The organism is Corallococcus sp. AB038B (assembly GCF_003668955.1).
Lineage (GTDB): Bacteria > Myxococcota > Myxococcia > Myxococcales > Myxococcaceae > Corallococcus > Corallococcus exiguus.
Genome location: NZ_RAWO01000013.1, coordinates 13,559 through 40,219, shown reverse-complemented (window position 1 = coordinate 40,219; position 26,661 = coordinate 13,559). Strand labels below are relative to the sequence as shown.

Genomic DNA, 26,661 nt, shown 5'->3' with positions numbered 1-26,661 from the left:
ATGGCCCCGTCCTTCTTCGACGACTACCAGGACGTCCCCAACGTGGAGACCGGTCCGGACTTCGACGCCGCCGACGACCGCACGCTGCGCATGGCGTCCCGGCCGGTGGACAAGGCGCTGCTCGACCAGCTGGTCCGCTACCAGGAGACCTTCCTGTCGCACGTGGAGGTGGACGCCGGTCCGGAGGCCATGGCCGGCGCGGCGAAGGCGGCGCTGGAGACCAGCGGCCTGGACGTGAAGGCGGCGGAGTGGGGGAGTGCCGTCCTCCGGGCCTTTGGCGGCCGGCGGTGGACCGTGCAGCGGCTGCGCTCGAAGCTGACGGAGCTGGAGTCCCGCTCCGGGCCGGAGGTGGACGAGGTGAAGAAGCGCGTCCAGGGCGAGCTGGTGAAGCAGGAGCGGGAGACGGACGCCCTGGGCCGGCGGTACGGCGTGGAGACGGTGGCCCTGCTCCGGGAGCGCGAGGCGGAGCTGGTGGCCCTGCACACCCGGCTCACGAAGGTGCTCAGCCGGGGATGACCCGGCGTGTCCGCCCGGTTGCATTCCGCGTCCGGGCGTTCCATAACGGCCCGTTTTCCTTCAAGGCCCACCCATGAAGCGCTACTTCATCCACACCTTCGGCTGCCAGATGAACGTCAACGACTCGCTCCGCATGAGCGAAGCGTTGTCGAAGATGTCCTACGTCCCCACGCCGGAGCCGGACAACGCGGACCTCATCATCCTCAACACCTGCTCCATCCGGGAGAAGGCCGAGGACAAGATGCTGTCCGCGCTGGGGCGCTACCGCGCAGTGAAGGCCAGCCGGGGCGCCATCCTGGGCGTGGGCGGCTGCGTGGCCCAGCAGGAGAAGGACAAGCTGCTCAAGAAGGTCCCGTACCTGGACTTCGTCTTCGGCCCGGACAACATCGCGAAGCTGCCGGAAGTCATCGCCCGCGTGCAGGACGCCCGCGAGCGCGTGGTGGAGACGGCCTTCGTGGACTCCGAGGAGTACGTCTTCCCGCGCGCCGACGCGGAGACGTCCCGCGGCAAGGTGACCGAGTTCGTCACCGTGATGAAGGGCTGCGACAACGTCTGCTCCTTCTGCATCGTCCCGCACACCCGTGGCCGCGAGGTGAGCCGCAACTTCCCGGAGGTGCTCAACGAGGTGGCGGACCTGGCCGGCGTGGGCCTTCGCGAAGTCACGCTCATTGGCCAGAACGTCAACTCGTACCTGGGCGGCATCAGCTTCGCGCAGCTGCTCCTGCGCACCGCGGAGGTGCCGGGCATCGAGCGCGTGCGCTTCACGACGAGCCATCCGCATGACCTGTCGGACGAGCTGATCGAAGCGTTCCGGGTGCAGCCCAAGATTGCCCCGCACTTCCACCTGCCCGTGCAGTGTGGCAGCGACCGCATCCTGAAGATGATGCGCCGCGACTACACCGTCGAGCAGTACATGGAGCGGCTGGAGAAGCTGCGCGCCGCGCGTCCCGGCATCGCCATCACCACGGACATCATCGTGGGCTTCCCCGGTGAGACCGAGGAAGAGTTCGAGATGACGATGCAGCTCACCGAACGGGTGAAGTACGACAACCAGTTCTCCTTCGTGTACAGCCCGCGCCCTAAGACGGGCGCCGCGCTGCGCGAGAAGGACTGGGGCCCCATCCCGCACGAGGTGAAGGTGGCCCGGCTGGAGCGGCTGCAGAAGCTGCAGCGGCGCATCAGCGGCGAGTACACCCAGGCGCAGGTGGGCCTGGACGTGGAGGTGCTGGTGGAAGGGCGCTCGCGCTACGACGCCACCAAGCGCTTCGGCCGCACGCCGGAGAACCGCACGGTGAACTTCGAGGGCGATGCCCCCGCGGGCTCCATCGTGAAGGTGCACGTGGAGCGCGCCACGCCCAACCAGCTCGGGGGCAAGCAGTTGGTGGTGCTCCAGGCCCCCACCGTGGCGCCGCCCGCCGTGGAGCTGCCCGTGCCGCTGCATGTCCCGGCGGAGGCCTGACGCTTCCGCCGCTGTCCCGCCGTCGGAGGTAGCCCCATGCCGTTGAAGCCGTTTCGCGGGGTGTCCCCCCGCGTCCATCCGAGCTGCTTCATCGAGGACTCCGCCCAGGTGGTGGGCGATGTGGAGCTGGGCGAGGACTCGTCCATCTGGTTCAACTCCGTGCTGCGCGGGGACGTGAACTCCATCCGCATCGGCAAGCGCACCAACATCCAGGACCTCACCATGATCCACGTCACCAGCCAGGGTGACTCGACGACGGTGGGCGACGACTGCACGGTGGGCCACCGGGTCATCCTCCACGGGTGCGTCGTGGGCCACCGGGTGCTGGTGGGCATGGGCGCCATCCTGATGGACGGCGTGGAGGTGGGGGACGACTGCATCATCGGCGCCGGTACGCTGCTGACGCCCGGGACGAAGATTCCCCCGGGGTCGCTGGTGGTGGGCTCGCCCGGCAAGGTGAAGCGCCCCATCCACGACGGCGAACGTGAGTTCCTGGTGCAGTCCGCCCTCCACTACGTGCACACCGCCGCCGAACACCGCGCCAGCCGCTGACGCGGCCGCGTTGTGCGTGTTAGGAACACCCCATGGCGCTCGCCCCCGAGACGACCCTGAAGGCCTGTCCGCTCTTCAAGGGCTTCACCGACACCGGCATCTCCATCTTCGCGGCGGCGGCCGTGTCGCGCGCCTTCCCCAAGGGGACGGCCCTGTTCACCGAGGGCAAGGCGGGGGATTCGCTGCTGATCGTCGGTGAGGGCACGGTTCGGCTGAGCGCCCGGAGCCCCTCGGGCGAGGACGTGCCCCTGGGCGAGGTGACCACCGGCGAACCCCTGGGGGAGCTGGCGCTCGTGCAGAAGGGCGAGCGGCTGTGCTCGGCCACGGCCCAGACGGACGTGATGGCGCTGGAGATCCGTTCCGCGGACTTCCAGAAGCTGCTCGCGCAGAAGCCGCAGGCCTGCATCAAGCTGCTGATGGGCATCGTCAGCCACTTCGGCGCGAAGGCCCGGGACAACCGGGACATGCTGCGCACGCTGGTGGCGCGGGCCCCGGGGACCTGAACGGCTGTCGGACGGGTGGCGCCGGGCTCGTGCCGGGAGGCCGGAAAGGCGAACGGTCCTGCCACCCGCTCCCGAGGTGGTTACTGTGCTCGCCAGGAGCCCCGCCAGGCTCCCAGGCTGTCGCACACCGTGGGTGTGGGTAGACATTCGGCCGGCGGCTTTCGTGATGTGGCACGGACGCTTGAGGTGGGAAGCTGGGCGACCGGAGTTTTCAACTGCCGCACCCGGTTGATGGCTGGGTGATGGACGGGCCGGCCCGGGTGGTTGCCGAGCGGCCCTTCGGGAAGTGATTGGACGGAACGACGCGTGGAAGAACTGCTCACCAACCTGCTCGGTAGCTCCCAGGGCCTCTTCGCCTACTTGTCCGTGTTCGCCATCCTGGTGGCGTGCGGTCTGGGCGTGCCGCTGCCCGAGGACATCTCGCTCATCCTCGGTGGGTTCCTGGCGCACAAGGGCGCGGCCCACCTGCCGGTGATGATGGCGGTGGGGTTCTTCGGCATCCTGGTGGGTGACAGCCTCATCTACCTGGCGGGGCGCCGGCTGGGCACGAGGCTGGGGCGCGACCCGGGGGCGAAGGGCGGGGGGTTCTTCTCCAAGATCGTCACGCCGGAGAAGCGCGCGAAGGTGGAGTCGCTCTTCGTCACGCACGGCCAGAAGATCGTGATGATTGCCCGCTTCATGCCGGGCGTGCGCGCGGTGACGTACTTCACCGCAGGCTCCGTGCACATGTCCTACTGGCGCTTCATCTTCTGGGACGGACTGGCGGCGCTGCTGTCCGCGCCGGTGTTCGTGTGGCTCGGGTTCCACTTCGGTGGCGAGCTGGACATGGTCATCCGCAAGCTGAAGGACGGCCAGGTCGTGGTGATGGGATCGCTGGCGGTGCTGGCGGTGGGCTACTTCATCTACCGCCGCCGCAAGAACGCGAAGCTCAAGGCCGAGGCCGCCGCCAAGGAGCAGCTGACGCCGGTGGCCCTGCCGCCCGTACCGGAGACGCTGGAGAACAGCATGGCGCCGACGCGCGCGGCCAGCCCCAACGCCTTCTTCGACGTGCCCGCCGACAAGGCGCCCGCGTCCGAGCCGGACCTGAACGCGCACAAGTAGCCACCGTGCAGCGGTGACGTGATTCACGGACCCCGCCCCCTCGAAGGAGGGAGCGGGGTTCTTCGTTCCTTCTAGCTCTCGTCGTGGAGCGCCTTCGTCAGCAGCTCCGCCACGGACTGCACGGTGGGCTCGCGCAGCAGCGTGTGGTGGGTGCCCGGCAGTTCGTGCGATTCGAGCTGCTCGCCCACCAGCGCCGCCCAGCCGCCGTCGGGCGTGCGGGTTTCGTCCCGCTCCTCCGCGTGGATGCGCAGCACTCGCTGATCCATCGCGGGCGGGTGGTAGCGCCGGGCCGCCTCGAGGTTCGCCTCGAAGACCTGGAAGAGGGCCGTGGCGTCCATTCCGGGCGGCAGTGCTCCGGCCAGGGCCGCGGACTCCAGCACCGTGTCCACATCCAGGTCCGCCAGCGACACGCCCATCAGGTCCTGTGCGAACAGGGCTACCGCCAGCGTGCGGTCCAGGTCCGGCTCCGAGTCCGGCACCGTCTCCGGCACGTACGAGTCGATCATCGCCACCAGCTCCACCGCTTCACCTGCCTCGCGGAGCTGGTACGCCATCTCGTAGGCGATGACGCCGCCCAGGGACCATCCGCCGAGGCGGTACGGGCCGTGGGGTTGGACGCCTCGCACCACGCGCACGTAGCTGGCGGCCAGGGCCTCCACGGTGTCCAGCGGTTGATTCATGCCGTCGAGGCCTCGGGCCTGGATGCCGTAGAAGGGCTGATCCGGTCCCAGCCTCCGCGCGAGCTCCGCGTAGGCCAGCACGTTGCCTCCCACCGGGTGCACGCAGAAGAACGGCGGTGCGGTGCCCGGGCCTTCCTTCGTGAAGGGCACCAACGGCGTGAAGGGCTTCGGCTCCTCCGGCTCGGCCTCCGCCAGCAGGACCGCGAACCGCTCCACGCTGGGGGCCTGGAAGAGGGCGGACAGCGGGAGCTTCCGGGCCGTCTCCCGGTGCACTGCCGCCATCAGCCGCACCGCGAGCAACGAGTGCCCACCCAGCTCGAAGAAGCTGGAGCGCACGTCCACCGCGGCCACGCCCAGGGCTTCGGCCCACAGACGCTCAAGCATCGCTTCCTGATCGTCCCTGGGGCCGACCCTCGCTTCGGGGTTCGTGGTCTGGTCCACCGGTGCCGGCAGTGCCGCTCGGTCCACCTTTCCGTTGGGTGTCAGCGGCAGGACGGGCAGGGCGACGTAGGCCGCCGGGACCATGTAGTCCGGCAGCGAGCGCTGGAGGTGGCTTCGGAGCGGAGCGGTGTCCACCTCCGGCGCCACGTACGCCACCAGTCGCTGCACGCCCGGCACGTCCTCGCGCACCAGCACCATCGCGTCGCGGATGCCCGGGTGCGTGCGCAGCGCGGCTTCGATTTCGCCCGGCTCGATGCGGTAGCCGCGCAGCTTCACCTGGAAGTCCACGCGCCCCATGAAGTCCAGCGTGCCGTCCTGCTTCCAGCGGACCCGGTCGCCCGTGCGGTACAGGCGGGCTCCGCGCTCCGTGCTGAACGGGTGGGGGAGGAAGCGCTCCGCCGTGAGGTCCGGCCTGTTGCGGTAACCACGCGCCAGGCCTTCGCCCGAGATGAACAGCTCGCCCGGCACGCCCACGGACACGGGGTTCAGGTTCGCGTCCAGCACATACACGCCCACGTTGAGCATGGGCCGGCCGATGACGGGCGTGGGCTGCGCCGTGCCCTGGATGCACTCGATGGTAGACGCCACGGTGCCCTCGGTGGGGCCGTAGGCGTTGTAGGCCTTCGTGTGATTCGTGGCCGCGAGCGTGCGCCACGTCACCTCGTCCATCGCCTCACCGCCGATGAAGCAGATGCCCGGCACGTGGGATTGATCCAGGAAGCCTGCCTCCAGCAGCAGCTTGAACAGCGACGGCGTGCAGTCCAGCGCGTCGATGCGTCGCTGCTCCACCCACGTGAGCATCGCCTCCGGATCCTGCCGCACGGCCTCCGGGACGATGCACAGGCAGTGGCCGTCCGCCATCAACAGCAGCTGCGTCACGGACGCGTCGAAGTAGAGTGGCCCGTTGAGGCTCACCCGCATCGCCTTGGGCGCCTGCGTGTAGCAGGCCTCCGTCAGCGACCGGTGCAGGTGCGCCAGCGAGCGGTGCTGGATCATCACGCCCTTGGGCATGCCCGTGGAGCCCGACGTGTAGATGACGTAGGCCAGGTGCTCTGGCCGTGTCGCCGTGCGCGGGTTGCCCGGCGAGGACGCTTCGATGCGCCGCGCGTCCACGTCCAGTCGCACCACGTGCCGCACCGCCGGCTGCCATGATTCCACCTGGGCCTGGGTGGTCAGCAGCACGGCCGCGCCGCTGTTCTCCAGGATGAAGGCCCTTCGCGCTTCAGGGGCCGCGGGGTCGAGCGGCACGTACGCGCCGCCCGCCTTGAGGATGCCCAGTAGCGCGACGATGGCCTCTGGCGAACGCTCCAGGCAGAAGGCCACCGGCACATCCGGGCCCACTCCCAGCGAGCGCAGGTAGTGCGCCAGTTGGTTCGCGCGCACGTTGAGCTGGTGGAACGACACCGTCGTGTCGCCCATCACCACGGCGGGTGCCTTCGGCGTGCGCGTCACCTGCTGTTCGAAGCGTGCGTGGAAGGGTAGGTCGGACTCGAAGCGGATCCTCTCGCCGCTCCACTCCTCCAGCACCCATTGGCGCTCCTCCGCCGTCAGCAGGGGCAGGGTGTCCAGCGCGGCGTCGGGCTTCGCGACCGCGCCTTCCAGCAGTTGGACCAGGTGCTCGGACAGCCTGCGGGCCGTGGCGGACTCGAAGAGGTCCGTGGCGTAGGAGAGATCGCCCTCGAAGCCTCGCTCCGTGCGGCTCAGCGTCAGGTCCAGGTCGAACTTCGTCGTGGGCAGATCCACCTCCACCGGACGCAGCGTCAGCTCCGGCAGGCGCACCTCCGCTTCCGGCATGTTCTGGAGCGCGAAGAGGGCCTGGATGAGCGGCGTGCGCGACAGGTCTCGAGTGGGCTGCACGGCTTCCACCAGGCGCTCGAAGGGGATGTCCTGGTGTTCGTACGCGCCCAGCGTGGTGGTGCGCACCTGCGAGAGCAGCTTCCGGAACGACGGGCGACCGTCGAACCTGGCGCGCAGCACCAGCGTGTTCACGAAGAAGCCAATGAGGCCCTCCGTCTCCGCGTGACGGCGGCCCGCGATGGACGTGCCCACCAGCAGGTCCTCCTGCCCGGAGTACCGGTGCAGCAGCGTCTGGAAGGCTGCGAGCAGCACCATGAAGGGCGTGGCGCCTTCCGCCTGGGCCAGCGCTTCCACCGCTTCGCTCAACGACTGTGGCAGGCGCACCGGGAACGTCGCGCCCCGAGCGGAACGCTGGGGCGGACGCGGCTTGTCCGTGGGCAGGGCCAGGGCCTGCGGGGCTCCGGCCAACTGCTGCGTCCACCAGGCGAGCTGCGCGTCCAGCACTTCGCCCTGGAGCCAGCCTCGCTGCCAGACGGCGAAGTCCGGGTACTGCACCGGCAACGGGGCCAGCGGCGAGGGCTGACCCTGCCGGAAGGACTCGTAGAGCGCGGTGACTTCGCGCACCAGGATGCCCATGGACCAGCCGTCGCCGATGGCGTGGTGCATGCACAGGAGCAGCACGTGTTCCTGCTCGCCCAGCTTCAACAGCGTGAGCCGCGTGAGCGGCCCCGTGGCGAGGTCGAAGGGCTGCAGCGCGTCCTCGCTCGCGAGCCGCACTGCCTCCGCTTCTCTCTCATCGTCGGGCAGGCCCGTCAGGTCCACCACCGACAGGACTCCGGTGGGGGCTGGGTGCACGTGCTGGCGGGGTTCACCGTCGTGGGATTCGAACGTGGTGCGCAGTGCTTCGTGGCGTTCGACCAGCGCATCGAAGGCCTGCTGGAGCGCGGACACGTCCACCGAACCGGAGAGGCGCAGCGCCGTGGGCATGTTGTAGAGCGCGCTGCCCGGGTCGAGCTGATCGATGAACCACAGCCGCTGCTGCGCGAACGACAGCGGATGCGGACCGGGGCTCGCCGCGGGGCGCAGCGAGGGCAGGGCGTTGGCCTCCGGTGCATCCGGCAGCCGCTGGGCGAGAGCCGCCACGGTGGGGGACTCGAACAGCGCGCGGACGCCCACGTCCACGCCGAAGCGGGCGCGGATTCGGGAGACCAGCTGTGTGGCCAGCAGCGAGTGTCCGCCCAGTTCGAAGAAGTGGTCGTTGCGGCCCACGACGGGCACGTTCAACAGTTCCTCCCACAGCGAGGCCAGGGCCACCTCCGCGGGCGTCGCCGGAGCCTCGTACGAGCGCGCGGCGCGCCACTGCGCTTCCGGCGACGGCAAGGCCTTGCGGTCCACCTTGCCGTTGGGTGTCAGCGGCAGGACGGGCAGGGTGACGAAGGCCGACGGCACCATGTACTCCGGCAGGTGTTTGCGCAGGTGCTCGCGCAGCACCTCCGTGTCGCCGTCCGTCACCACGTAGGCCACGAGCCGCGCATCGCCCGGCGTGTCTTCCCGAACCAGGGCCACCGCGTCCCGGACTCCGGCATGCGTGCGCAGCGTGGCTTCGATTTCGCCCAGCTCGATGCGGTAGCCGCGCAGCTTCACCTGGAAGTCCAGGCGGCCCATGAACTCCAGCGTGCCGTCTGGCCCCCAGCGGCCCTTGTCGCCCGTACGGTAGAGGCGGGCTCCGGGCTCCGCGCTGAAGGGATCCGGGACGAAGCGCTCGGCCGTCAGGTCCGGGCGGCCCAGGTAGCCGCGGGTGACGCTTTCGCCGGAGAAGCACAGCTCGCCCGGCATGCCGAAGGGCACCAGCCGCTGCCGTGCGTCGAGCACGTACGCGTTCAGGTTCGCCAGCGGCCTCCCGATGACGGGCTCCGTCCGGGGACTGCCCTGGATGGAGGCGCCCGTGGTGCCGACCGTGCACTCCGTGGGGCCGTAGCCGTTGAAGGCGCGCGTGCGGTCCGTCGCCGCGAGCCGCCGCCACGTCTCCACGTCCAGCGCGTCGCCGCCCGTCACGATGACCGGCGGCACCCAGGCCCGCTCCAGCAGCCCGGCCGCCAGGAGCGGCTTGAGCTGCGCGGGAGTGCAGTCCAGCGCGTCGATGCGGTGCTGCTCCAGCCAGCTGAGCATCGCCTCCGGATCCAGGCGCAGCGCGTCCGGGACGACGTGGAGGCAGTGCCCGTCGATGAGGTGGACCACGCGCTCAATCACCGCGTCGAAGTACAGCGGCGCGTTGACGCTGATGCGCTGTCCACGCGGCTGGCCCGCGTAGAACGCTCGGCCCATGGCCCGGTGCATGTTGAGCACGGAGCGGTGCTGCACCATCACGCCCTTGGGCGTGCCCGTGGAGCCGGACGTGTACAGCACGTACGCCAGATGCTCCGGGCCCGTCAGCGCGGGCAGGGGTTCGTGGGAGAGGGCGCCCAGTCCGGGCTGCTCCAAGTCCAGCCAGACCTCCTGGACGCCGTAGGGATTCCAGTCTCCGCACGCGGTCTCCGTCGTGACGAGCACGGCCGCAGCGCTGTCCTTCAGCACGAAGTCCCTGCGCGCTGGCGGGGCTCCGGGGTCCAGCGGGACGAAGGCGCTACCGGCCTTGAGCACCGCGAGGAGCGCGACGATGGACTCCACCGAGCGCTCCAGGCACAGCGCCACCCGCACCTCCGGGCCCACCCCCATGGAGCGCAGCCGCCACGCGAGCTGGTTCGCCCGCGTTTCGAGCTGCCGGTACGTCAACGCCGTCCCCTCAAACACCACGGCCGGGGCATCCGGCGAGCGCGCCACCTGCCGATCGATGAGGCCGTGCAGCGTGGCGTCGCGCTCGAAGTCGAGCAACTCACCGCCACCCATGCGGACCAGCCGCACCAGCTCCTCCGGCGACACGAGCGACACGTCCGCCAGCGGCAGGTCCGGCGCGTCGCACACGGCCTCCAGCAGGCGGCGCAGGTGCGCGGCGAACCGCTCGATGGTGCCCGCGTCGTACCACTCCGCGGCGTAGTGGAAGCGGCCCTCGTAGCCGTCGCGGTTCCGGTTCAAGTCCAGCGCCAACTCGAACTGCGTCGGTGTGCCTCCGTCGAAGGAGGCCGGCCCCACGGTGAGGCCGGGTACCGCGAGCTCCGGCACGGGCGCGTTCTGGAGCGCGAACATCGCCTGGAACAGCGGCGTGCGGCCCAGGTCGCGCTCGGGCTGGAGCGCTTCCACCAGGTGTTCGAACGGGATGTCCTGGTGCTCGTATGCGCCCAGCGTGGTGGCGCGCACCTGGGCCAGCAGCTCGCGGAAGGTCGTCTTCGCGCTGAAGCGGCCGCGCAGCACCAGCATGTTCACGAAGAAGCCGATGAGGCCCTCCGTCTCCGCGTGCCTGCGGTTCGCGATGGGCGAGCCCACCAGCACGTCCTCCTGTCCGGACATGCGCGACAGCACGGCCTGGAACGCCGCCAGCAGCGCCATGAAGGGCGTGGCGCCTTCGGCCTGGGCCAGCGCATCCACGCGCTCGCTCAGGACTCGCGGCAGCGTCACCCGGACCAGGCCGCCTCGCTGCGTGGAGGTGGCGGTCCTGGGCCGGTCCGTGGGTACGTCCAGCACGAAGGGCGCTCCAGACAACTGGTTCTTCCACCACTCGACCTGCGCTTGCAGCACGCCGCCCTGGAGCCAGCCGCGCTGCCAGACCGCGAAGTCCGCGTACTGCACCGGCAGCTCCGGCAGGGCGGCGGAACGGCCCGCGCGCCGGGCCTCGTAGAGGGCCGTGAGCTCCTGCACGAGGATGCCCAGGGACCAGCCGTCGGACACGATGTGGTGCAGGTGCAGCACCAGCACGTGCTCCCGTTCATCCAGCTTCATGAGCAGTGCACGAATCACCGGCCCGCGCGTCAGGTCGAACGGCCGCAGCGTCTCCGCGTGGCCCTGGCGCTGGGCTTCGGCCTGCTTCGCGGCGCGGCTGCCCACGCCCGTCAGGTCGACCAGCTCCAGGGGGACGCGGCCCTCCGGGTGGATGTCCTGCACGGGCTTGCCCATCTCCATGCGGAACGTGGTGCGCAGGGATTCATGCCGCGCCATCAGCGCGTCCAGGCTTCCTCTCAATGCGTTCACGTCCAGGTCACCGGCGAGGCTCAGCGCCAGCGGCATGTTGTAGAGCGGGCTGCCCGGCTCCAACTGGTCGATGAACCACAGCCGCTGCTGCGCGAAGGACAACGGCGGCGCGGACGTCCTCTCGGCACGGACCAGCGGCGGCGCCTGGGTGCGGCGCGCGTTCACCAGCCGCTCCGCCAGCGATGCCACCGTGGGCGCATGGAACAGTTCGCCCAGCGGCAGCTCCACGCCCAGTGTCGACCGGATGCGCGAGACCACCTGCGTGGCCAGCAGCGAATGCCCACCCAGCTCGAAGAAGTCACCGTGGATGTCCACGGTGTCCAGATGCAGCACCTCTGCCCAGATGCCCGCGAGCGCCTTCTCCAGCTCGCTCCGGGGCGCGGCGATGGCGCCGTCCGTGACACGGGTCTGGGGCGCGGGTAGGGCTTTGCGGTCCACCTTGCCGTTGGCGCTCAGGGGCAGCTTCGGCATCACCACGATGGCGGACGGCACCATGTAGTCCGGCAGCTGCTTCTGCACGGACGCTCGCAGCGCTCCCGTGTCCAGGCCTTCCGCTTCACCGCTCACCACGTAGGCCACGAGGCGCTTGTCGCCGGGCACGTCCTCGCGCACCACGACCACCGCCTCCTCGACCTCTGGCGACTGGCGCAGCACGGCTTCGATTTCGCCCGGCTCCACGCGGTAGCCGCGCAGCTTCACCTGGAAGTCGGCGCGGCCCAGGAACTCCAATGTCCCATCGCGCTGCCAGCGCACGCGGTCGCCCGTGTCGTAGAGGCGTGCTCCGGGTTCAGCAGCGAAGGGGTGGGGGATGAAGCGTTCGGCGGTGAGGTCCGGGCGCTGGAGGTAGCCCCAGGCCAGGCCGTCTCCGCCCACGTACAGCGTGCCCGGTACGCCCGGCGGCACGGGCTGGAGTGCCCCGTTCAGCACCCACGCCGTGGAGTTCGACAGCGGACGGCCAATGGGCACCGAGCGGCCCACGGTGTCCCCGGCGCGCAGCATGTACGTGGCGGAGAACGTGGTGTTCTCCGTGGGGCCGTAGCCGTTGACCAGCACGGCGCCCGGGGGCAGCCGCTTCAGGTGTTCACGCACGCGCTCCACGGGCAGCACGTCACCGCCGGCCAGCACCTGCTTCACCCGGGCCAGCGCGTCTCCCTGGTGCAGCACCATCTGTTCGAAGAGGGCGGCGGTGAGCCACAGCGTGGTGATGCCCTCGCGCCGCAGGAGCGCTCCCGTCTCCTCCAGTGACAAGGCCTTGGGCGGAGCGAGCACCAGCGTCGCGCCGTTCAGCAGTGCGCCCCAGACCTCCAGCGTGGACGCGTCGAACGCGATGGGCGCGAGCTGGAGGATGACCTCCTCCGGACCGAAGTGGATGAAGTCCGCGCCGCGCACCAACCGCGTGATGCCCCGGTGCGGGACGCTGACGCCCTTGGGCCGGCCGGTGCTTCCCGACGTGAACATCACGTAGGCCAGGGCCTCGGCGGAAACATTCAGGTCGAGTGGCGTCTCCGGCTGCCGCGCGATCTGGGCGTCATCCGCGTCCAGCAGGACCTGGAGGTCCGTCACCTGGGGCAGCTCATCCGCCAGCGCCTCCTGCGTGACGAGCACGCTCACGCTGGCCGCCTGGAGCATCCAGGTGATGCGCTCCGCGGGGGTCTTCGTGTCCACCGGAACGTAGGCTGCGCCGGCCTTGAGGATGCCCAGCAGCCCGGTGACGAGGTCGAACGAACGCTCCAGACACAGGCCCACCCGGTGACCGGGCCGTACGCCCTGGCGTCGCAGGTGGTGCGCGAGCTGGTTCGACGCTCGCTCCAGCGCCGCGTACGTGAGCGTCTCCCCGCCGGACTTCAGCGCGATGGCGTCTGGCGTGCGCGCGGCCTGTTCCGCGAAGAGGGCGCCCACGGACGCGTCGCGCGGGTAGTCCCGGGCGGTGTCGTTCCACCCGATGAGCAACCGCTGGCGTTCCGCGTTCGTGAGCCATGGCAGCTGTCCCAGCTGCGTGTCCGGCGCTCGGACGACGGCCTCCAGCAGCACTCGGAGGTGTTCCGCCATCCCGGCCGCGGTGGCCGGTTCGAAGAGGTCCTGGTTGAAGACGATCCCGCCGTCGAAGCCGTCCGGCGTGCGCATCATCAGCCACTGAAGGTCGAAGAGGATGACCTCCGGGGTGGACTCCAGTGGGCGCAGTGTCAGCCCCGGCAGGGACAGCTCCGGCAGGGGCGCGTTCTGGAGCGTGAAGGTCACCTGGAACAGCGGCGTGCGGCCCAGGTCTCGCTCCGGGTGGAGCGCCTCCACCAGCTTCTCGAACGGCAGGTCCTGGTGCTCGTACGCACCCAGCGTGGTGGCGCGCACCTGCTCCAGCAACTCACGGAAGCGGAGCGTGTCGCGGACCCGCGTGCGTAGCACGACCGTGTTCGCGAAGTAGCCGATGAGGTCCTCGGACTCCGCGTGACGGCGGCCCGCGATGGGCGATCCCACGAGCACGTCCTCCTGGCCCGCGTACCGGTGCAGCAGCAACTGGAAGGCCGCGAGCAGCACCATGAAGGGTGTGGTGGAGGTCTGCTTCGCCAGTGACTCCAGCGCCTCGCTCAGTTCGCGCGGCAGGGTCATGGGCTGCACGCCGGCCCGGAAGGACTGGCGCGTAGGACGCGGGTGGTCCGTGGGCAGCTCCAGGTAGGGCGCGGCGCCGTCCAGCTGTCCGCGCCAGTACGCCACCTGCGATTCCAGCACGTCGCCCTGGAGCCAGCCGCGCTGCCAGAGGGCGTGGTCGGCGGCCTGCACCGGCAGCTCCGGCAACGGCGACGGCTGCTCCTCGGAGAACGCCGCGTAGAGCGCGCCCATCTCCCGCACCAGCACTCCCGTGGACCAGCCGTCGGAGATGATGTGATGCGTGTTGAGCAGCAGCCGGTGCTTCGTGGGCCCCAGCTTCATCAGGAGCCCCCGGAACAGCGGGCCCTGCTCCAGGTCGAACGGGGCGCGGGCCTCCTCCAGCGTCAGCCGAGACGCCTCCGCCTCGCGCGCCTCCGCTGTCGGCAGTGCGGACAGGTCCTCGTGCCGCAGGGGCATGGGGAAGGGCGGATGGATGATCTGCGACGGCGTGCCCTCGTGCGAGCTGAAGGTCGTGCGCAGCGCTTCGTGGCGGCGCACCAGTTCGTCGAACGCGGCCAGCATCACGATGATGTCCAGCGTGCCGTCCAGCTCCAGCATGCTCGGGAGGCTGTAGGCGTTGCCCGCCGTGCCGAGCTGCTCGATGAACCAGAGCCGATGCTGCGCGAATGACAGAGGCAGCACGTCCGGTCGCTCCGCGCGGATCAGCGCGGGCAGGGCGGACTCGGGGATTGACAGGGCCTCGGAGACGGGCTGCCGGAGGGCGTCGATGCGCTCGGCCAGCGCCGCGACCGTGGGCCCTTCCAGCAGGGCGCGCAGGGGCAGCTCCACTCCGAAGTGCTTGCGCACGCGCGACACCAGTTGCGTGGCCAGCAGCGAGTGACCGCCCAGTTCGAAGAAGCCATCGTTGCGTCCCACGGCGGGGACGCGCAGCACCTCGATCCACAGTGGAATCAGCGCCGCCTCGGTGGGCGTCGCGGGCGGTTCGATGACGCGCTCCGTGGCGGGCGCGGCTTCCGGTGCCGGCAGCGCCTTGCGATCCACCTTGCCGTTGGACGTCAGCGGCAGGGCGTCCAGCGTGATGAACACTGCGGGCACCATGTACTCCGGCAGGTGACGGAGCAGGTGCTCGCGCAGGGGCGACGTGTCCACCTGGGGCGCGACGTACGCCACGAGCCGGTCGTCGTGCACCTGCACCACCGCGTCCCGGATGCCCGGGTGCGCGCGCAGCGTGGATTCAATCTCACCCAGCTCGATGCGGTTGCCGCGCAGCTTCACCTGGAAGTCCAGGCGGCCCATGAAGTCGAGCGTGCCGTCCTCGCGCCAGCGGGCCTTGTCGCCCGTGCGGTACAGTCGCGCACCGGGTTCCGTGCTGAAGGGGTCCGGCAGGAAGCGTTCGGCCGTGAGCGCGGGCTGGCCCAGGTAGCCTCGCGTGACGCCTTCACCAGAGAGGCACAGCTCTCCCGGCGTCCCGATGGGTGCCAGACGCTGGTTCGCGTCGAGCACGTACGCGCGCAGGTTGGTTATCGGCCGGCCGATGACGGGCAACGGCTGGGGCGCGCCCTGGACGGCGATGGTCGTCGCGTCCACGGTGACCTCCGTGGGGCCATAGCCGTTGTAGACACGCGTACGCTTCGTCGCGGCGAGCTGCCGCCACGTCACCTCGTCCATCGCCTCGCCGCCGATGGTGAAGCGCCCGGGGAGGTGGGCACGCTCCAGCATTCCCGCGGACAGCAGGAGCTTGAGCTGCGACGGCGTGCAGTCGAATACGTCGATGCGCTGACGATCCATCCACCCGAGCAGGGCCTCTGGATCCAGGCGCACGTCCTCCGGGACGATGACCAGGCAGTGGCCGCCCAGCAGCTGGATCACCTGTTCGATGGACGCGTCGAAGTACAGCGGCGCGTTCACGGTGATGCGCTGAGCGGGCGGCAGCTCTTCGTAGATGCTCCGCGTCATCGCCAGGTGCAGGTGGATCACCGAGCGGTGCTGCACCATCACGCCCTTCGGCGTGCCCGTGGAGCCGGACGTGTAGATGACGTAGGCGAGGTTCCCCGCGCCCGCCACCGGCGGCGGGTTCTCCGCAAACCTGTCCGACTGTCCGACAGGTTTTGCGTCCAGCCGCACCAGGTGGGGCACCTCTGGGTTCCACGCTTCTTGCAGTGCCTGCGTCGTCACCAGGACGGACGCACCACTGTCTTTGAGGACGAACGACTTGCGCGCGGCCGGAGCCTTGGGGTCCAGTGGCACGAAGGCGCCTCCGGCCTTGAGCACCGCCAGCAGTGCCACGATGGCCTCCGCCGACCGCTCCAGGCACAGGCCCACCGTCACCTCCGGGCCCACTCCCAGCGACCGCAGGTGCCAGGCGAGTTGGTTGGCCCGCGCGTTGAGCTGCTGGAAGGACAGCGTCGTTTCCTCGAACACCACGGCGTCCGCATCCGGCGTCTCGGCGGCTTGCCGTTCGAAGTGCCCATGCACGGTGGTGTCGCGCTCGAAGTCCACGACGTCGCCGGTGCCGGTGCGCAGCAGCCATGCGCGGTCCTCGGACGGGAGGAGGGACACGTCTGTCAGCCGGGCCCCGGGCTGGATGAGGGATTCCAGCGCCTGACTCCACTGGCCCAGCACGCGCTGCACGGAGGCCGTGTCGAAGCGGTTCTCGTCGTAGGACAGGTGCAGTTGGAGCTCATGGCCCGGGTGCACCGTGGCCGACAGCGGGTAGTTCGTGCTCTCGCCCATCTCCAGGTCGCGCAGATCCAACGCGGTGGAGCGGCGCAGCACCGATTCGTCGAGGGGCGCGTTCTCGAAGACGAGCAGCGACTGGAAGAGTGGCAGGCCTCGGGGGATGTCGCTCCAACCGTGCGCGGCGACCAGCGGCGTGTGCTGATGCTGCTGGATGTCCAGCAGCTTCGCCTGGAGGGACTGGAGCCACGGCAGCACGGGCGCGTCCTCTTCGGGGAGCGCGACGCGGACCGGCAGCGTGCTGATGAGCAGGCCCAGCATGGCCTCCGAGCCCGCGAGTTCCGGCGGCCGGCCCGCGAGCGTGGTGCCGAAGAGCACATCGCGCGTGTCCGCGTGGCGCGCGAGCACCAGGGCCCACGCCGCCTGCGTCAACGTGTTGACCGTGAGCCTGTGCTGCCGGGCGAAGCCTTCCAGCGCAGCGGTGCGGGCCTCCGGCAGGGTCAGCATCCGGTTGGGCTGATTCACCGTACCGGACGGGATCGCGGACGCGGGGCGCACGGCCGGCAGGGGCGTGGGCGACGACAGGCCTCTCAGCTGGCTGCGCCAGAAGCGTTCGTCCTCGGCGACGTCGCGCTGGGTCAGCCACGCGATGTAGTCCCGGAACGGCGGACGTGCGGCGGCGGGCAGTGGCGTCCCGGCGGTCAGCGCGTCGTAGATGGCGAAGACCTCCTGGAAGAACAGGCCCAGGCTCCAGCCGTCGAAGAGCAGGTGGTGGTGGCTCCAGACGAAGCGCCACCGCGCGTCCCCCAGCCGCACCGCCGTCATGCGCGACAAGGGCGCATGCGACACGTCGAAGCCGCGCGCGCGATCCTCGGCGAGTAGCCGGTCCAGTCCCGCCTGCTGCTCCGGCTCCGGCAGGTGGCGCCAGTCATGCGCTTCGAACGGCATCACCGCGCGCGAATGTACCGCCTGCAGCGGCGTCTCCAGGTCCTTCCACACGAAGGCCGTGCGCAAGATGGGGTTGCGGTCCACCGCCGTCTGCCACGTCCGCTGGAACAGCGCGAGGTCCACATCCGAGTGGACCGACCACGCGACCTGCTCGAAGTAGAAGCCCGACTCCGGATCATTCAGCGCGTGGAAGAGCATGCCCTCCTGAAGCGCGGAGAGCGGGAACAGGTCCTCTACCGTGTGCCCCTGCGCCGCGAGCACCGCGTCCAGTGAGGCCTGGGACAGGCGCGCCAGCGGGAAGTCGCTCGGCGTCCTCCTGCTCGCGTCCTCCGAGTTGCGTCGGGCGATGAGCTCGCGCAGCGCGCGCGTGAAGCCTTGGGCCAGGGCTTCGATGGTGGCGGTGTGATGCCACTCATGGCTGAAGCCGAAGTCCATCCGCAGCTGTCCGTCCGCGACGAAGCAGTCGATGGACAGCGCGTGAGCGCGATGGGACCTGGGAGCCACCGTCATGCCGGTGGGCTCGGTGCCTGGGGCGAAGAGGGTGCTGGCGCCGGTGGAACCGTCCAGCTGCCTCAACTCGTTGAAGACCACCTGCGCGGACGGCAGGGCCGCGAGCCGATGGCGGAGCTCCTCGGGACCCATGAACCTCAGCAGGCCCTGGCCGATGCCTCGGTCGGACCATGTGGACAGCGAGTCGCGCACCGCGCGCAGGCAGTCTCCAGTCGAGCCACCCTCCGGCAACTGGAGCAGGGCCGGCGTCAGTGACGTGAAACGCCCCACGGTGCGGGACACGTCCGCGTCCGCGAAGAGCTCCTCACGACCGTGGCCCTCCAGGTCGATGAGCAGACGCGACTGGCCCGTCCACTCGCGCAGGGACTGGGCCAGGGCCGTCAGCAGGATCTCGTTGATCCGCGCCCGCCAGGCCCCCGGCGTCTCCTGGAGCAACAGCCGGGTCTCCTCCGCTTCCAGCCGCACGGACACGGTGCGGTGCGATGCCGCGGTGCCGGGCCCGGAGCCGTCGGTGGGCAACGGCGCTACGTCCCGCCGGGCCTCGTCGAGCCAGAGGGACGTCTGCGCATGCAGCGCGTCGGACAGGGCGTGGACTTCCAGCCTGCGGGCCCAGGCCAGGAACGAGGTCGTCTTCGTGGGAAGCGCGGGAGACTGGCCCGCGCGCAAGCGCAGGTAGGTGGTCTCAAGGTCCTCGACAAGCACCCGCTGGGACAAGGCGTCCACCACCAGGTGGTGGAAGATCAGCAGCAGGCGCTGCTCTTGTCCGGCGCCGAAGTGGAAGAGGGCGGCGCGCAGCAGGGGCGGCCGGGCCAGGTCGAACGAAGCCTGGAGGCGCTCGGCTTCCTGCTCCAGCCGCGCCGCGCGCATCTCCGCGGGCAGTTCGGACAGGTCGAACTGGAGCAGGGAAACCTGGGCCTCATCGGGCGCGACGTCCTGCTGGCGCCAGGCTCCGCCGTCCTCACGCATGAAGCGCATGCGCAGGGCGTCGTGGTGGACCACCAGTGCTTGGAGCGCCTCTTCCACCCACGCCGCATTCAACGGCTGGCGCGCCTGGAGCAGCAGCACCTGATGGGCATGCGTGGGTTCGCGCTCCAGCAACTGGCGCTGGATGGGCGTGAGCGGTACCTCGCCCACCACCGGTCCCTGTTCCGCGAGGCGGCCTCCGCTGACGCGAGCCACGGAGGCCAGGGCCGCCAGCGTCGGATGTTGGAACAGGTCGCGGACGAACAGCTGGATGCCGGCCTGCCGGGCCCTCGCGACGGCCTGGAGGCTGATGATGGAGTCGCCGCCCAGTTCGAAGAAGTTGTCATCGAGCCCCACGCGTTCGACGCGCAGCACCTGCGCCAGGACCTCCGCGAGCTTCCGCTCCATCTCCGTGCGGGGCGCGATGTACTCGCGCGTCGCGGCGCGCTGGACCTCCGGCGTGGGCAGGGCCTTGCGGTCCACCTTGCCACTGGAGGTCAACGGCAGCGCCGGCAACGGGATGAAGATCGCGGGCACCATGTACTCGGGCAGCCGCCGCGACAGGAGGGTCCGCAGAGCGCCCAGATCCAGGTCCGCGCCCGAGACGAAATAGGCGACCAGCCGCCGCGCACCGGGCGCGTCCTCGCGCACCACGGCCACGGCCTCCCGAACATCCGGGTGCGTGAGCAACGCTGCTTCGATGTCGCCCAACTCGATGCGGAAGCCTCGCAGCTTCACCTGGAAGTCCGCGCGGCCCAGGTACTCCAGCGTGCCGTCGGCGCGCCACCGGGCGATGTCGCCCGTGCTGTACAGGCGCGCGCCGGGCGTGTCGCTGAAGGCGTCGGGGATGAAGCGCTCGGCGGTGAGCGAGGGGCGGCGCCAGTAGCCTCGGCCGACCTGTACGCCGCCGATGAACAGCTCTCCTGGGATGCCCACGGGCACCGGTTCGCCGCGGGCATCCAGCACGTGCATGCGCGTGTTGGCCACGGGCCGGCCGATGGGCACGACTCGCAGGGCTTCGTCGCGCGGGCACTCCCAGGACGTCACGTCCACGGCGGCCTCGGTGGGGCCGTAGAGGTTGTGCAGCGTGGTGTGCGGCAGTCGCGCCTGGGCACGGAGCACCAGGTCCGCGGGCAGGGCTTCGCCGCTGCACATCAGCTGGCGCAAGCGCGACAGGGACTCCAGGCCGGGCTCTTCAACGAAGGCTCGCAGCATGGAGGGCACGAAGTGCGTGGTCGTCACGCCCTCGCGCGCCATCAGCGCCACGAGGTAGTCCGGTTCCTGGTGGCCTCCGGGCCTCGCGAGCACCAACCGCGCGCCCGTCATCAGCGGCCAGAAGAACTCCCAGACGGACACGTCGAAGCTGAACGGCGTCTTCTGGAGCACCGTGTCCGACGGCGTCAGGCCGTAGCGGCCCTGCATCCAGCGCAGGCGGTTGACGACGCCCGCATGCGCGTTCATCGCGCCCTTGGGACGGCCCGTGCTTCCAGACGTGAAGATGACGTAGGCGAGGGAGTCATCCCCAGCCAACGGCACGGGACGGGCCGTGGACTCATTCGCGAGCAGGTCCGCCTGCGCATCCACCGCGATGACGTGCGCGGCATTCGGAGGCAGCGCGGCGCAGATGCGCTCTTGCACGAGGAGCACGGGCGCGGCGGTGTCCTCCAACATCCCAGCGAGCCGTTCCGTGGGCGTGGCCGGATCCAGCGGCACGTAGGCGGCTCCGGCCTTCAGGACGCCCAGGAGTGCGACGACCATCTCCAGCGAGCGCTCCATGCAGACGCCCACCAGGGTCTCCGGACCCGCGCCGCGCGCACGCAGGTGATGCGCGAGCTGGTTGGCCCGGGCTTCGAGCTGCGCGTACGTGAGGCGCTGGTCCTCGAACTGGAGCGCGATGGTCTCCGGCGTGCGTTCGGCCTGGGACTCGAAGAGGTGGTGCAGCGTGGCCCCAGCGGGGAAGTCCACGCGCGTGTCGTTCCAGCCGCGCAGCACCTGTTCGCGGGCGGTCGGCGTGAGCAGTGACAACGTCGCGAGCGGAGCCTCCGGAGTCGCGATGATCTCCCTCGCGAGCACCACCAGGTGCTCCGCAATGCGCTCGATGGTGGCTGCGTCGAAGAGGGCGGTCGCGTACTCCAGGTGGCAGGCGATGCCCGTGCGGCTCTCCAGCACCTCCAGGGACAGGTCGAACTTGGCCGTGTCGTTGGGGACCTCCACCTGGCTCAGTGCCAGCGAGGGCAGCTGGCCCCGAGCCTCCGGCGTGTTGATCACGTTGAGGACGGCCTGGAAGACCGGCGTGCGGCTCAGGTCCCGGGGGAGTTCGAGTGTCTCCAGGACGCGCTCGAACGGAGCGTCCTGGCGCGCGTAGGCCTCCAGGGCCTGGGTGCGCACGCGGCCCAGCAGCTCCACGAAGGACGGCTGGCCGGACAGCCTCGAGCGGAAGGGCAGGGTGTTGATGAAGCACCCCATCAGCCACTCGACCTCCGGGCGCGTGCGGCCCGCGATGGGCGTGCCCACCACGAAGTCGTCCTGTCCCGAGTAGCGCGACAGCACCGTCTGGAAGAGGGCCATCAGCACCATGAACGACGTGGCGCCTTGCTTGCGGCCCAGCGCCAGCAGCGGCGCGGACACTTCGGCTGGGAACGCGAAGCGGTATCGCGCGCCCGCGAAGGACTGGAGCGCGGGGCGCGGCCGGTCCGTGGGCAACTCCAGCGTGGGCGCCCCGGCCAGCTGCTGCTTCCACCAGGCGAGCTGCGCCTCCATCACGCCGCCTTCCAGCCAGGCGCGCTGCCACACGGCGTAGTCCGCGTACTGCACCGGCAGCTCCGTCAGGGGCGACGGCTGGCCCGCGTGGAACGCGGCGTAGTTCGCCGTCAGCTCGTGCGCGACGACCATGTTGCACCACGCGTCGGACACGGCGTGATGGAAGACGATCGCCAGCACGTGCACCTGGGGCTCCAGGCGCAGCAGCGTCGCGCGCAGCACGGCCTGATCCAGGTCGAAGGGCAACAGCGCGTAGGCCCTGCAGAAGCGCTGCATCTCCGCTTCGCGGGCTTCGGGCGTGTCACCCTCCACGTCGCGGCGCGGGAGCGGCAGGCCGCGCGGCGGGTGGATGTTCTGCACCGCGCGGTCGCCCTCCAGTTCATACGTGGTGCGCAGCACTTCATGCCGCGCCACCAGCGCGTCCAGCGTGGCCTGGAGCGCGTCCACGTCCAGCTCCCCGACGAGGCGGAAGAGCGACGGGTTGTTGTACGCGCCGCTGCCGGGCGACATCTGCTGGAGGTACCAGAGGCGATGCTGCGCGAAGGACAGCGGCAACGGCCGGTCGCGGCCCACGCGCGGAATGGGCGGCGGGCCCTCGTTCACGACTGGAGTCGAGGGGCGCGCGGCGACGGGCGCCACGGCGGGACGCGGCGCTTCCACGACGGCGGGACGCGCCACGGGCGGAGGGGGGAGGTGGGTCGGTGACGCCACGGGCTCCACGCGGCCATCCGCGCGCAACCGGGCATGGCGGCCGGTGCGGTACAGCTTCGCCGCGGCCTCTCGGGGGTGCGGCACCAGGCGGCGGTCCTCGTCGCCCGCGCGCCACAGCGCAGTGGGAAGCCCCGCGCCCGCGAGGGCCAGTTCGCCCACCACGCCCGCGGGCACGGGCTGACCGGCCGCGTCCAACACCCACGCCTGGAGGTTCGCGGGGATGCGTTCTCCCAGCGTGCGCGGCAACAGCGCGCCTTCCTGGGCGTCACCCGACAGCCACACCTCCACGCCCGCGGCCCTGTGCAGCGCCGAGCCCAACTCCGCCGACGCGCCTTCCAACACCAGCGCGCCAATATGAGCCAGGGACTCTCGCGCTCCGGGCAGTTCGCTGAGTGAACGCGCGAGCCGGGCCGACGTATGCACCAGCACCGCGCCGGACTGACGCGCCAGCTCCAGCAGTCCTTCCACGCCCGCCTCGGCCTCCACCAGCACCTGTTCCTGGCGGGCGGAGGCCTCGGCGGCCATGCGCTCGCGCACCACGGCCAGGCGGCGCAGACCGTCCAGCACCACCGGGGTGTCCAGACCGAAGTCGATGAGCGCCGCCACTTCATCCACGTCCGCCGCGCGCACGTCGCGCAGACGCTTCACGGCGCCGTCCACCGTCCCCACGAGGCCCGTCGTCTTGGCGTGGTTCTCGAAGGTGTGCTCCAGCAGCGCGTCGATGTCCTCCGGGGACAGCTTCTGGATGTCGCCCTGGTAGCCCTGGGTGAGCAGCAGCGACGTGACGATGTCCACCGAGCTGCGGAAGTACGCGAGCAGCGGCTTGCGCACGAGGCGCAACACCTCCTGGTCGTCGTCGCCCAGGTACGTGTGCAGCATGCAGGTGATGTGGCCTCGGCCGGGGTGGCCGTTGCGGCGCCAGGCCTCGCGGTACAACGCCACCTTCGGCTTCAACTCCTCCAGCGAGTGCGACAGCAGGCCCGTGAGCACGCCCGCGCCCAGCTCGCCCGCCATGCGGAAGGTCTCCGGGTTGGACGTGGCGGTGAGCCACACCGGCAGCTCCTTCTGCACGGGCTTCGGCCGCAGCGCTCCCTCCACCAGGGTGCCCGCGCCGCCGGGGCGCTTGAAGCGCTCACCGCGCCACAACGAGCGCAGTGTGGACAGCTTCTCCAGCAGGATGTCGCGGCGCTTCTCGAAGTTGGCCGGCGCGAAGGTGAAGTCCTGCGTGTGCCAGCCCGTGGCCACGGAGAGGCCCACTCGGCCCTGCGACACGTTGTCCACCACGGACCACTGCTCCGCGATGATGAGCGGATCATGCAGCGGCAGCACCACGCTGCCGGAGCGCACGTGCAGGTGCTTCGTGACGGCCGCGACCGCGGCGGAGATCACCGCGGGCTGCGGGTACAAGCCTCCGAACGAATGGAAGTGCCGCTCCGGCGTCCACACCGCGGAGAAGCCGTTCGCGTCGGCGAACTTCGCGCCCTCCATCAGCAGTTCGTACTTGGGGCCCTGGAGCGCGTCCTCGTCGTTGGCGAAGTAGATGAGGCTCAGGTCCATCGCCTTCGCGCGAGGCCCGCCGCCGCCCAGACTCACCAGCCGCGCGGTGATGCGCTCCGGCGGGTACACCACGCGCAGGCCTCTCGTGAGCGCCCACAGGGCCTCCAGCTCCGGACGGTCCGCGGACGCCTCGCTCGCGGACAGCCAGGCGCCGCCGTCCGGTGGAGACAGCCGCGCGTCCAGGCCGGTGAAGAACTCAGACAGCTCGCGGTGGCCCAGCGCCCAGGCGGGCTGTCCGGCGCCCGTGGGCAACAGCCACGCCAGTGCGTGCGCGTCCACTCCTGTGCCGAGGGGTGCACCCGATGCGTCCACGTCCTCCACGTAGATGACTCGTGATGCCTCCACCCGCACGGAGGCCACCAGCGCGCGCGTGGTGACGAGCACCGGCACGCGGGTGCCTTCCGGCGCGTAGACGGGCAACTGCGTCAGGTCCGCCGGACCCAGCGCGATGCCCGCGCCACCCGCGGCCAGCACGCCCCACAGCGCGGCCAGCTTCTCCGGCGACGAGCGCAGACACACGGCCACCGGTGTCCCGGACGTCACGCCCAGGGCCTTCAGCCGCGCGGCCAGGGCATCCGCCCGGGCGCCCAGTTCGGCCCAGGTCCAGTGCGCATCCCCACGCGAGACGGCGGTGGCGTCCGCGTGGCGTGCACGCCGGTCCGCCAGGAGGGCCGGCACGGAGGTGATGCCCGGTGAGGCACGGGGCGCGGGCCAGGCGCGGCGCTCGGCCTCCGTGGTCAGGGGCAACTGAGCGACAGGCGTCTCAGGCCGGGCGAGCGCCGCTCCGAGCAACACCCGGAAGTGCTCCATCAGCCGCTCCACGGTGGCGGCGTCGAACAGCTCCGTCGCGTACTCCAGGACGCCGTGGACGCGGCCGGGCGCTTCGGAGAGCAGGAGCGTGAGGTCCGCCAGGGTGGCGCCCCATTGCACGGGCGTGCCGGGCACCTCCACCAGCGAGCCGCGCAGGCCCGTCAGGCTCAGCGTCCCGGCGCCCGCGGCCGCACCCGTGTGGTAGACGAACACGGAGTCCGTCAGCCTTCCTCGGCCGATGTCATGGCCCGGGATGAGGGCTTCCACCAGGTACTCGAAGGGCACGTCCGGACGCGTCTGTGCGTCGGCGACCTCGTCACGCACCTGGGTCAGCAGCTCGCGGAACGTGAGGCCTTCGGTGAAGCGCGTCCGGAACGCCGCCGAGTGCGCCACGTAGCCGATGAGCGGCAGCAGCTCCGGCCTCGTGCGATTGGCGATGGGCGTTCCGACGATGACGTCCGTCTGGCCACTGTAGCGGTGCAGCAGCGTCTGCCATGCGGCGAGCACCGTCATGTAGCCGGTGAAGCCCTCACGGCGCGCGAAGGCCACCAGCTCGCGGGCGAGCGCGGGCGGGAACTCGACCGTCATGCGCTCGGAGGTGAGCGGGCTCTCGGTGGGGCGCGGGCGGTCGGTGGGCAGGTCCAGCTTGCGCGGCATGCCGGCCAGCCGCTGCCGCCAGCCCTGGTCCTGTTCGGGCAGCCGGCCACCCGCGATGCTGTTGCGCTGCCATGCGCCGAAGTCCGCGTACTGCACGGGCAGCGGGGGCAGGGGGGACGGGCGCCCCTGGAGGAAGGCGTCGTAGAGCTGGCCCAGCTCCTGGACGAAGAGGGCGATGGACAGCGTGTCGCTGACGATGTGGTGGATGCCGCAAAGGAGCAGGTGCAGCCGCGTGTCCACGCGCACGAGCGTCGTGCGCAACACGGGGCCGTGGACCAGGTCGTACGGCTTCGCGGCGTCCTCGCGGGCGAGCCGGAGGGCCTCGGGTTCGCGGGTCTCCACGGGGCCGAGCAGCTCTACGCGGGTGAGCGGGACTCGCATGTGCGCGTGGAAGCGCTGTACGGGGCGGCCGTCCACGGCGTCGTAGGTCGTGCGCAGCGCTTCGTGGCGCTGGACGATTTCCTGAATGCCGCGCTCCATCACGTCCGCGTCCAGGTCGCCTTCGAGCCGCAGGACGAACGGGATGTTGTACGCGGACTGACCGGGCAGGTGCTGCTCCAGGCGCCAGACACGCTCCTGCACGAAGGACAGCGGCAGCTCGCCAGTGCGCGCGAGCGGCACGAGCGGCAGCTCCACGGAGACGGGGGCCTGCGGCGACTGACGCAGCAGGGGCACCAGTCGCTCCGCGATGCCCGCGACCGTGGGGGCCTCGAAGAGGGCGGCGAGCGGCAGGTTCACGCCGAACGCGTCACGCACCTGGTTGAGCAGCTGCGCGGCCGTCAGCGAGTTGCCGCCAATCTCCAGGAAGTCGTCGTTGCGGCCGACGAACTCCATGCCCAGTCGCGCGCGCCACAGCGCGGCCACGCGTTCCTCCACATCGCCACGAGGGGCATCGTCACGCGTGGGCTGCGAGGGCAGGGGGGCCGATGCCTGGACAGGGGCAGGACTCGCGATCGAAGCGGGGAGGGCAACGGCCTCCACGGCCTGCGTGGACACCTCCACCGGAGACGGCGCCGCCACAGTGATGCGGCCTTGCGCCTTCTGCTCCACCCAGACGGTCTTCTCCTGGAAGACGTACGTAGGCAGGTGCAGCCGCAGGCGCTGCTCGTGCGCGTAGAACGCGCTCCAGGCCACGGGCACGCCCGCGGTCCACAGCTCTCCCACGGCCTGGAGCCAGCTCATCTGCTCCGTCGTCGTTCTGCTCAGACGCAGCGACGGCAGGCCTCGGACGCGAGGCGCGCCGTTCTCCACCGCCATCAGGTTCGCGCGCACCAGCGGCGTCACGTCCTGACCG

6 protein-coding genes (1 of these 6 running past the window's edge) are annotated in these 26,661 nt (G+C 70.6%); 5 read left to right on the top strand and 1 reads right to left on the bottom strand.

Going from position 1 to position 26,661, the window contains the following annotated elements; all coding sequences use genetic code 11:
* The 5 genes from D7Y04_RS34540 (at window position 1) to D7Y04_RS34520 (ending at window position 4,131) form a co-directional block, all read left to right on the top strand.
* Window positions 1–516, top strand: coding sequence for a hypothetical protein (locus D7Y04_RS34540; protein ID WP_120596114.1), 516 nt, complete (start codon window positions 1–3; stop codon window positions 514–516).
* Window positions 517–589: 73 nt separating this feature from the next.
* Window positions 590–1,975: a tRNA (N6-isopentenyl adenosine(37)-C2)-methylthiotransferase MiaB gene (miaB, locus tag D7Y04_RS34535; RefSeq protein ID WP_120577618.1), complete on the top strand. Its 1,386-nt coding sequence runs from the start codon at window positions 590–592 to the stop codon at window positions 1,973–1,975.
* A gap of 36 nt (window positions 1,976–2,011) precedes the next feature.
* Window positions 2,012–2,527 carry a gamma carbonic anhydrase family protein gene (locus tag D7Y04_RS34530; protein ID WP_120563250.1) on the top strand — a complete coding sequence of 172 codons (516 nt, stop codon included), beginning with the start codon at window positions 2,012–2,014 and terminating at the stop codon, window positions 2,525–2,527.
* Window positions 2,528–2,559: 32 nt separating this feature from the next.
* Window positions 2,560–3,030: a cyclic nucleotide-binding domain-containing protein gene (locus tag D7Y04_RS34525; RefSeq protein ID WP_120596113.1), complete on the top strand. Its 471-nt coding sequence runs from the start codon at window positions 2,560–2,562 to the stop codon at window positions 3,028–3,030.
* A 306-nt stretch (window positions 3,031–3,336) separates the two neighbouring features.
* Window positions 3,337–4,131, top strand: coding sequence for a DedA family protein (locus D7Y04_RS34520; RefSeq protein WP_121762077.1), 795 nt, complete (start codon window positions 3,337–3,339; stop codon window positions 4,129–4,131).
* A 71-nt stretch (window positions 4,132–4,202) separates the two neighbouring features.
* Here D7Y04_RS34520 and D7Y04_RS34515 read toward each other — a convergent pair.
* Window positions 4,203–26,661 carry part of the coding region annotated (locus D7Y04_RS34515; protein ID WP_121762076.1) for a non-ribosomal peptide synthase/polyketide synthase on the bottom strand (this coding region is incomplete at its 5' end). 13,558 nt of the annotated region lie beyond the right edge of the window, so 22,459 of the 36,017 annotated nt are shown.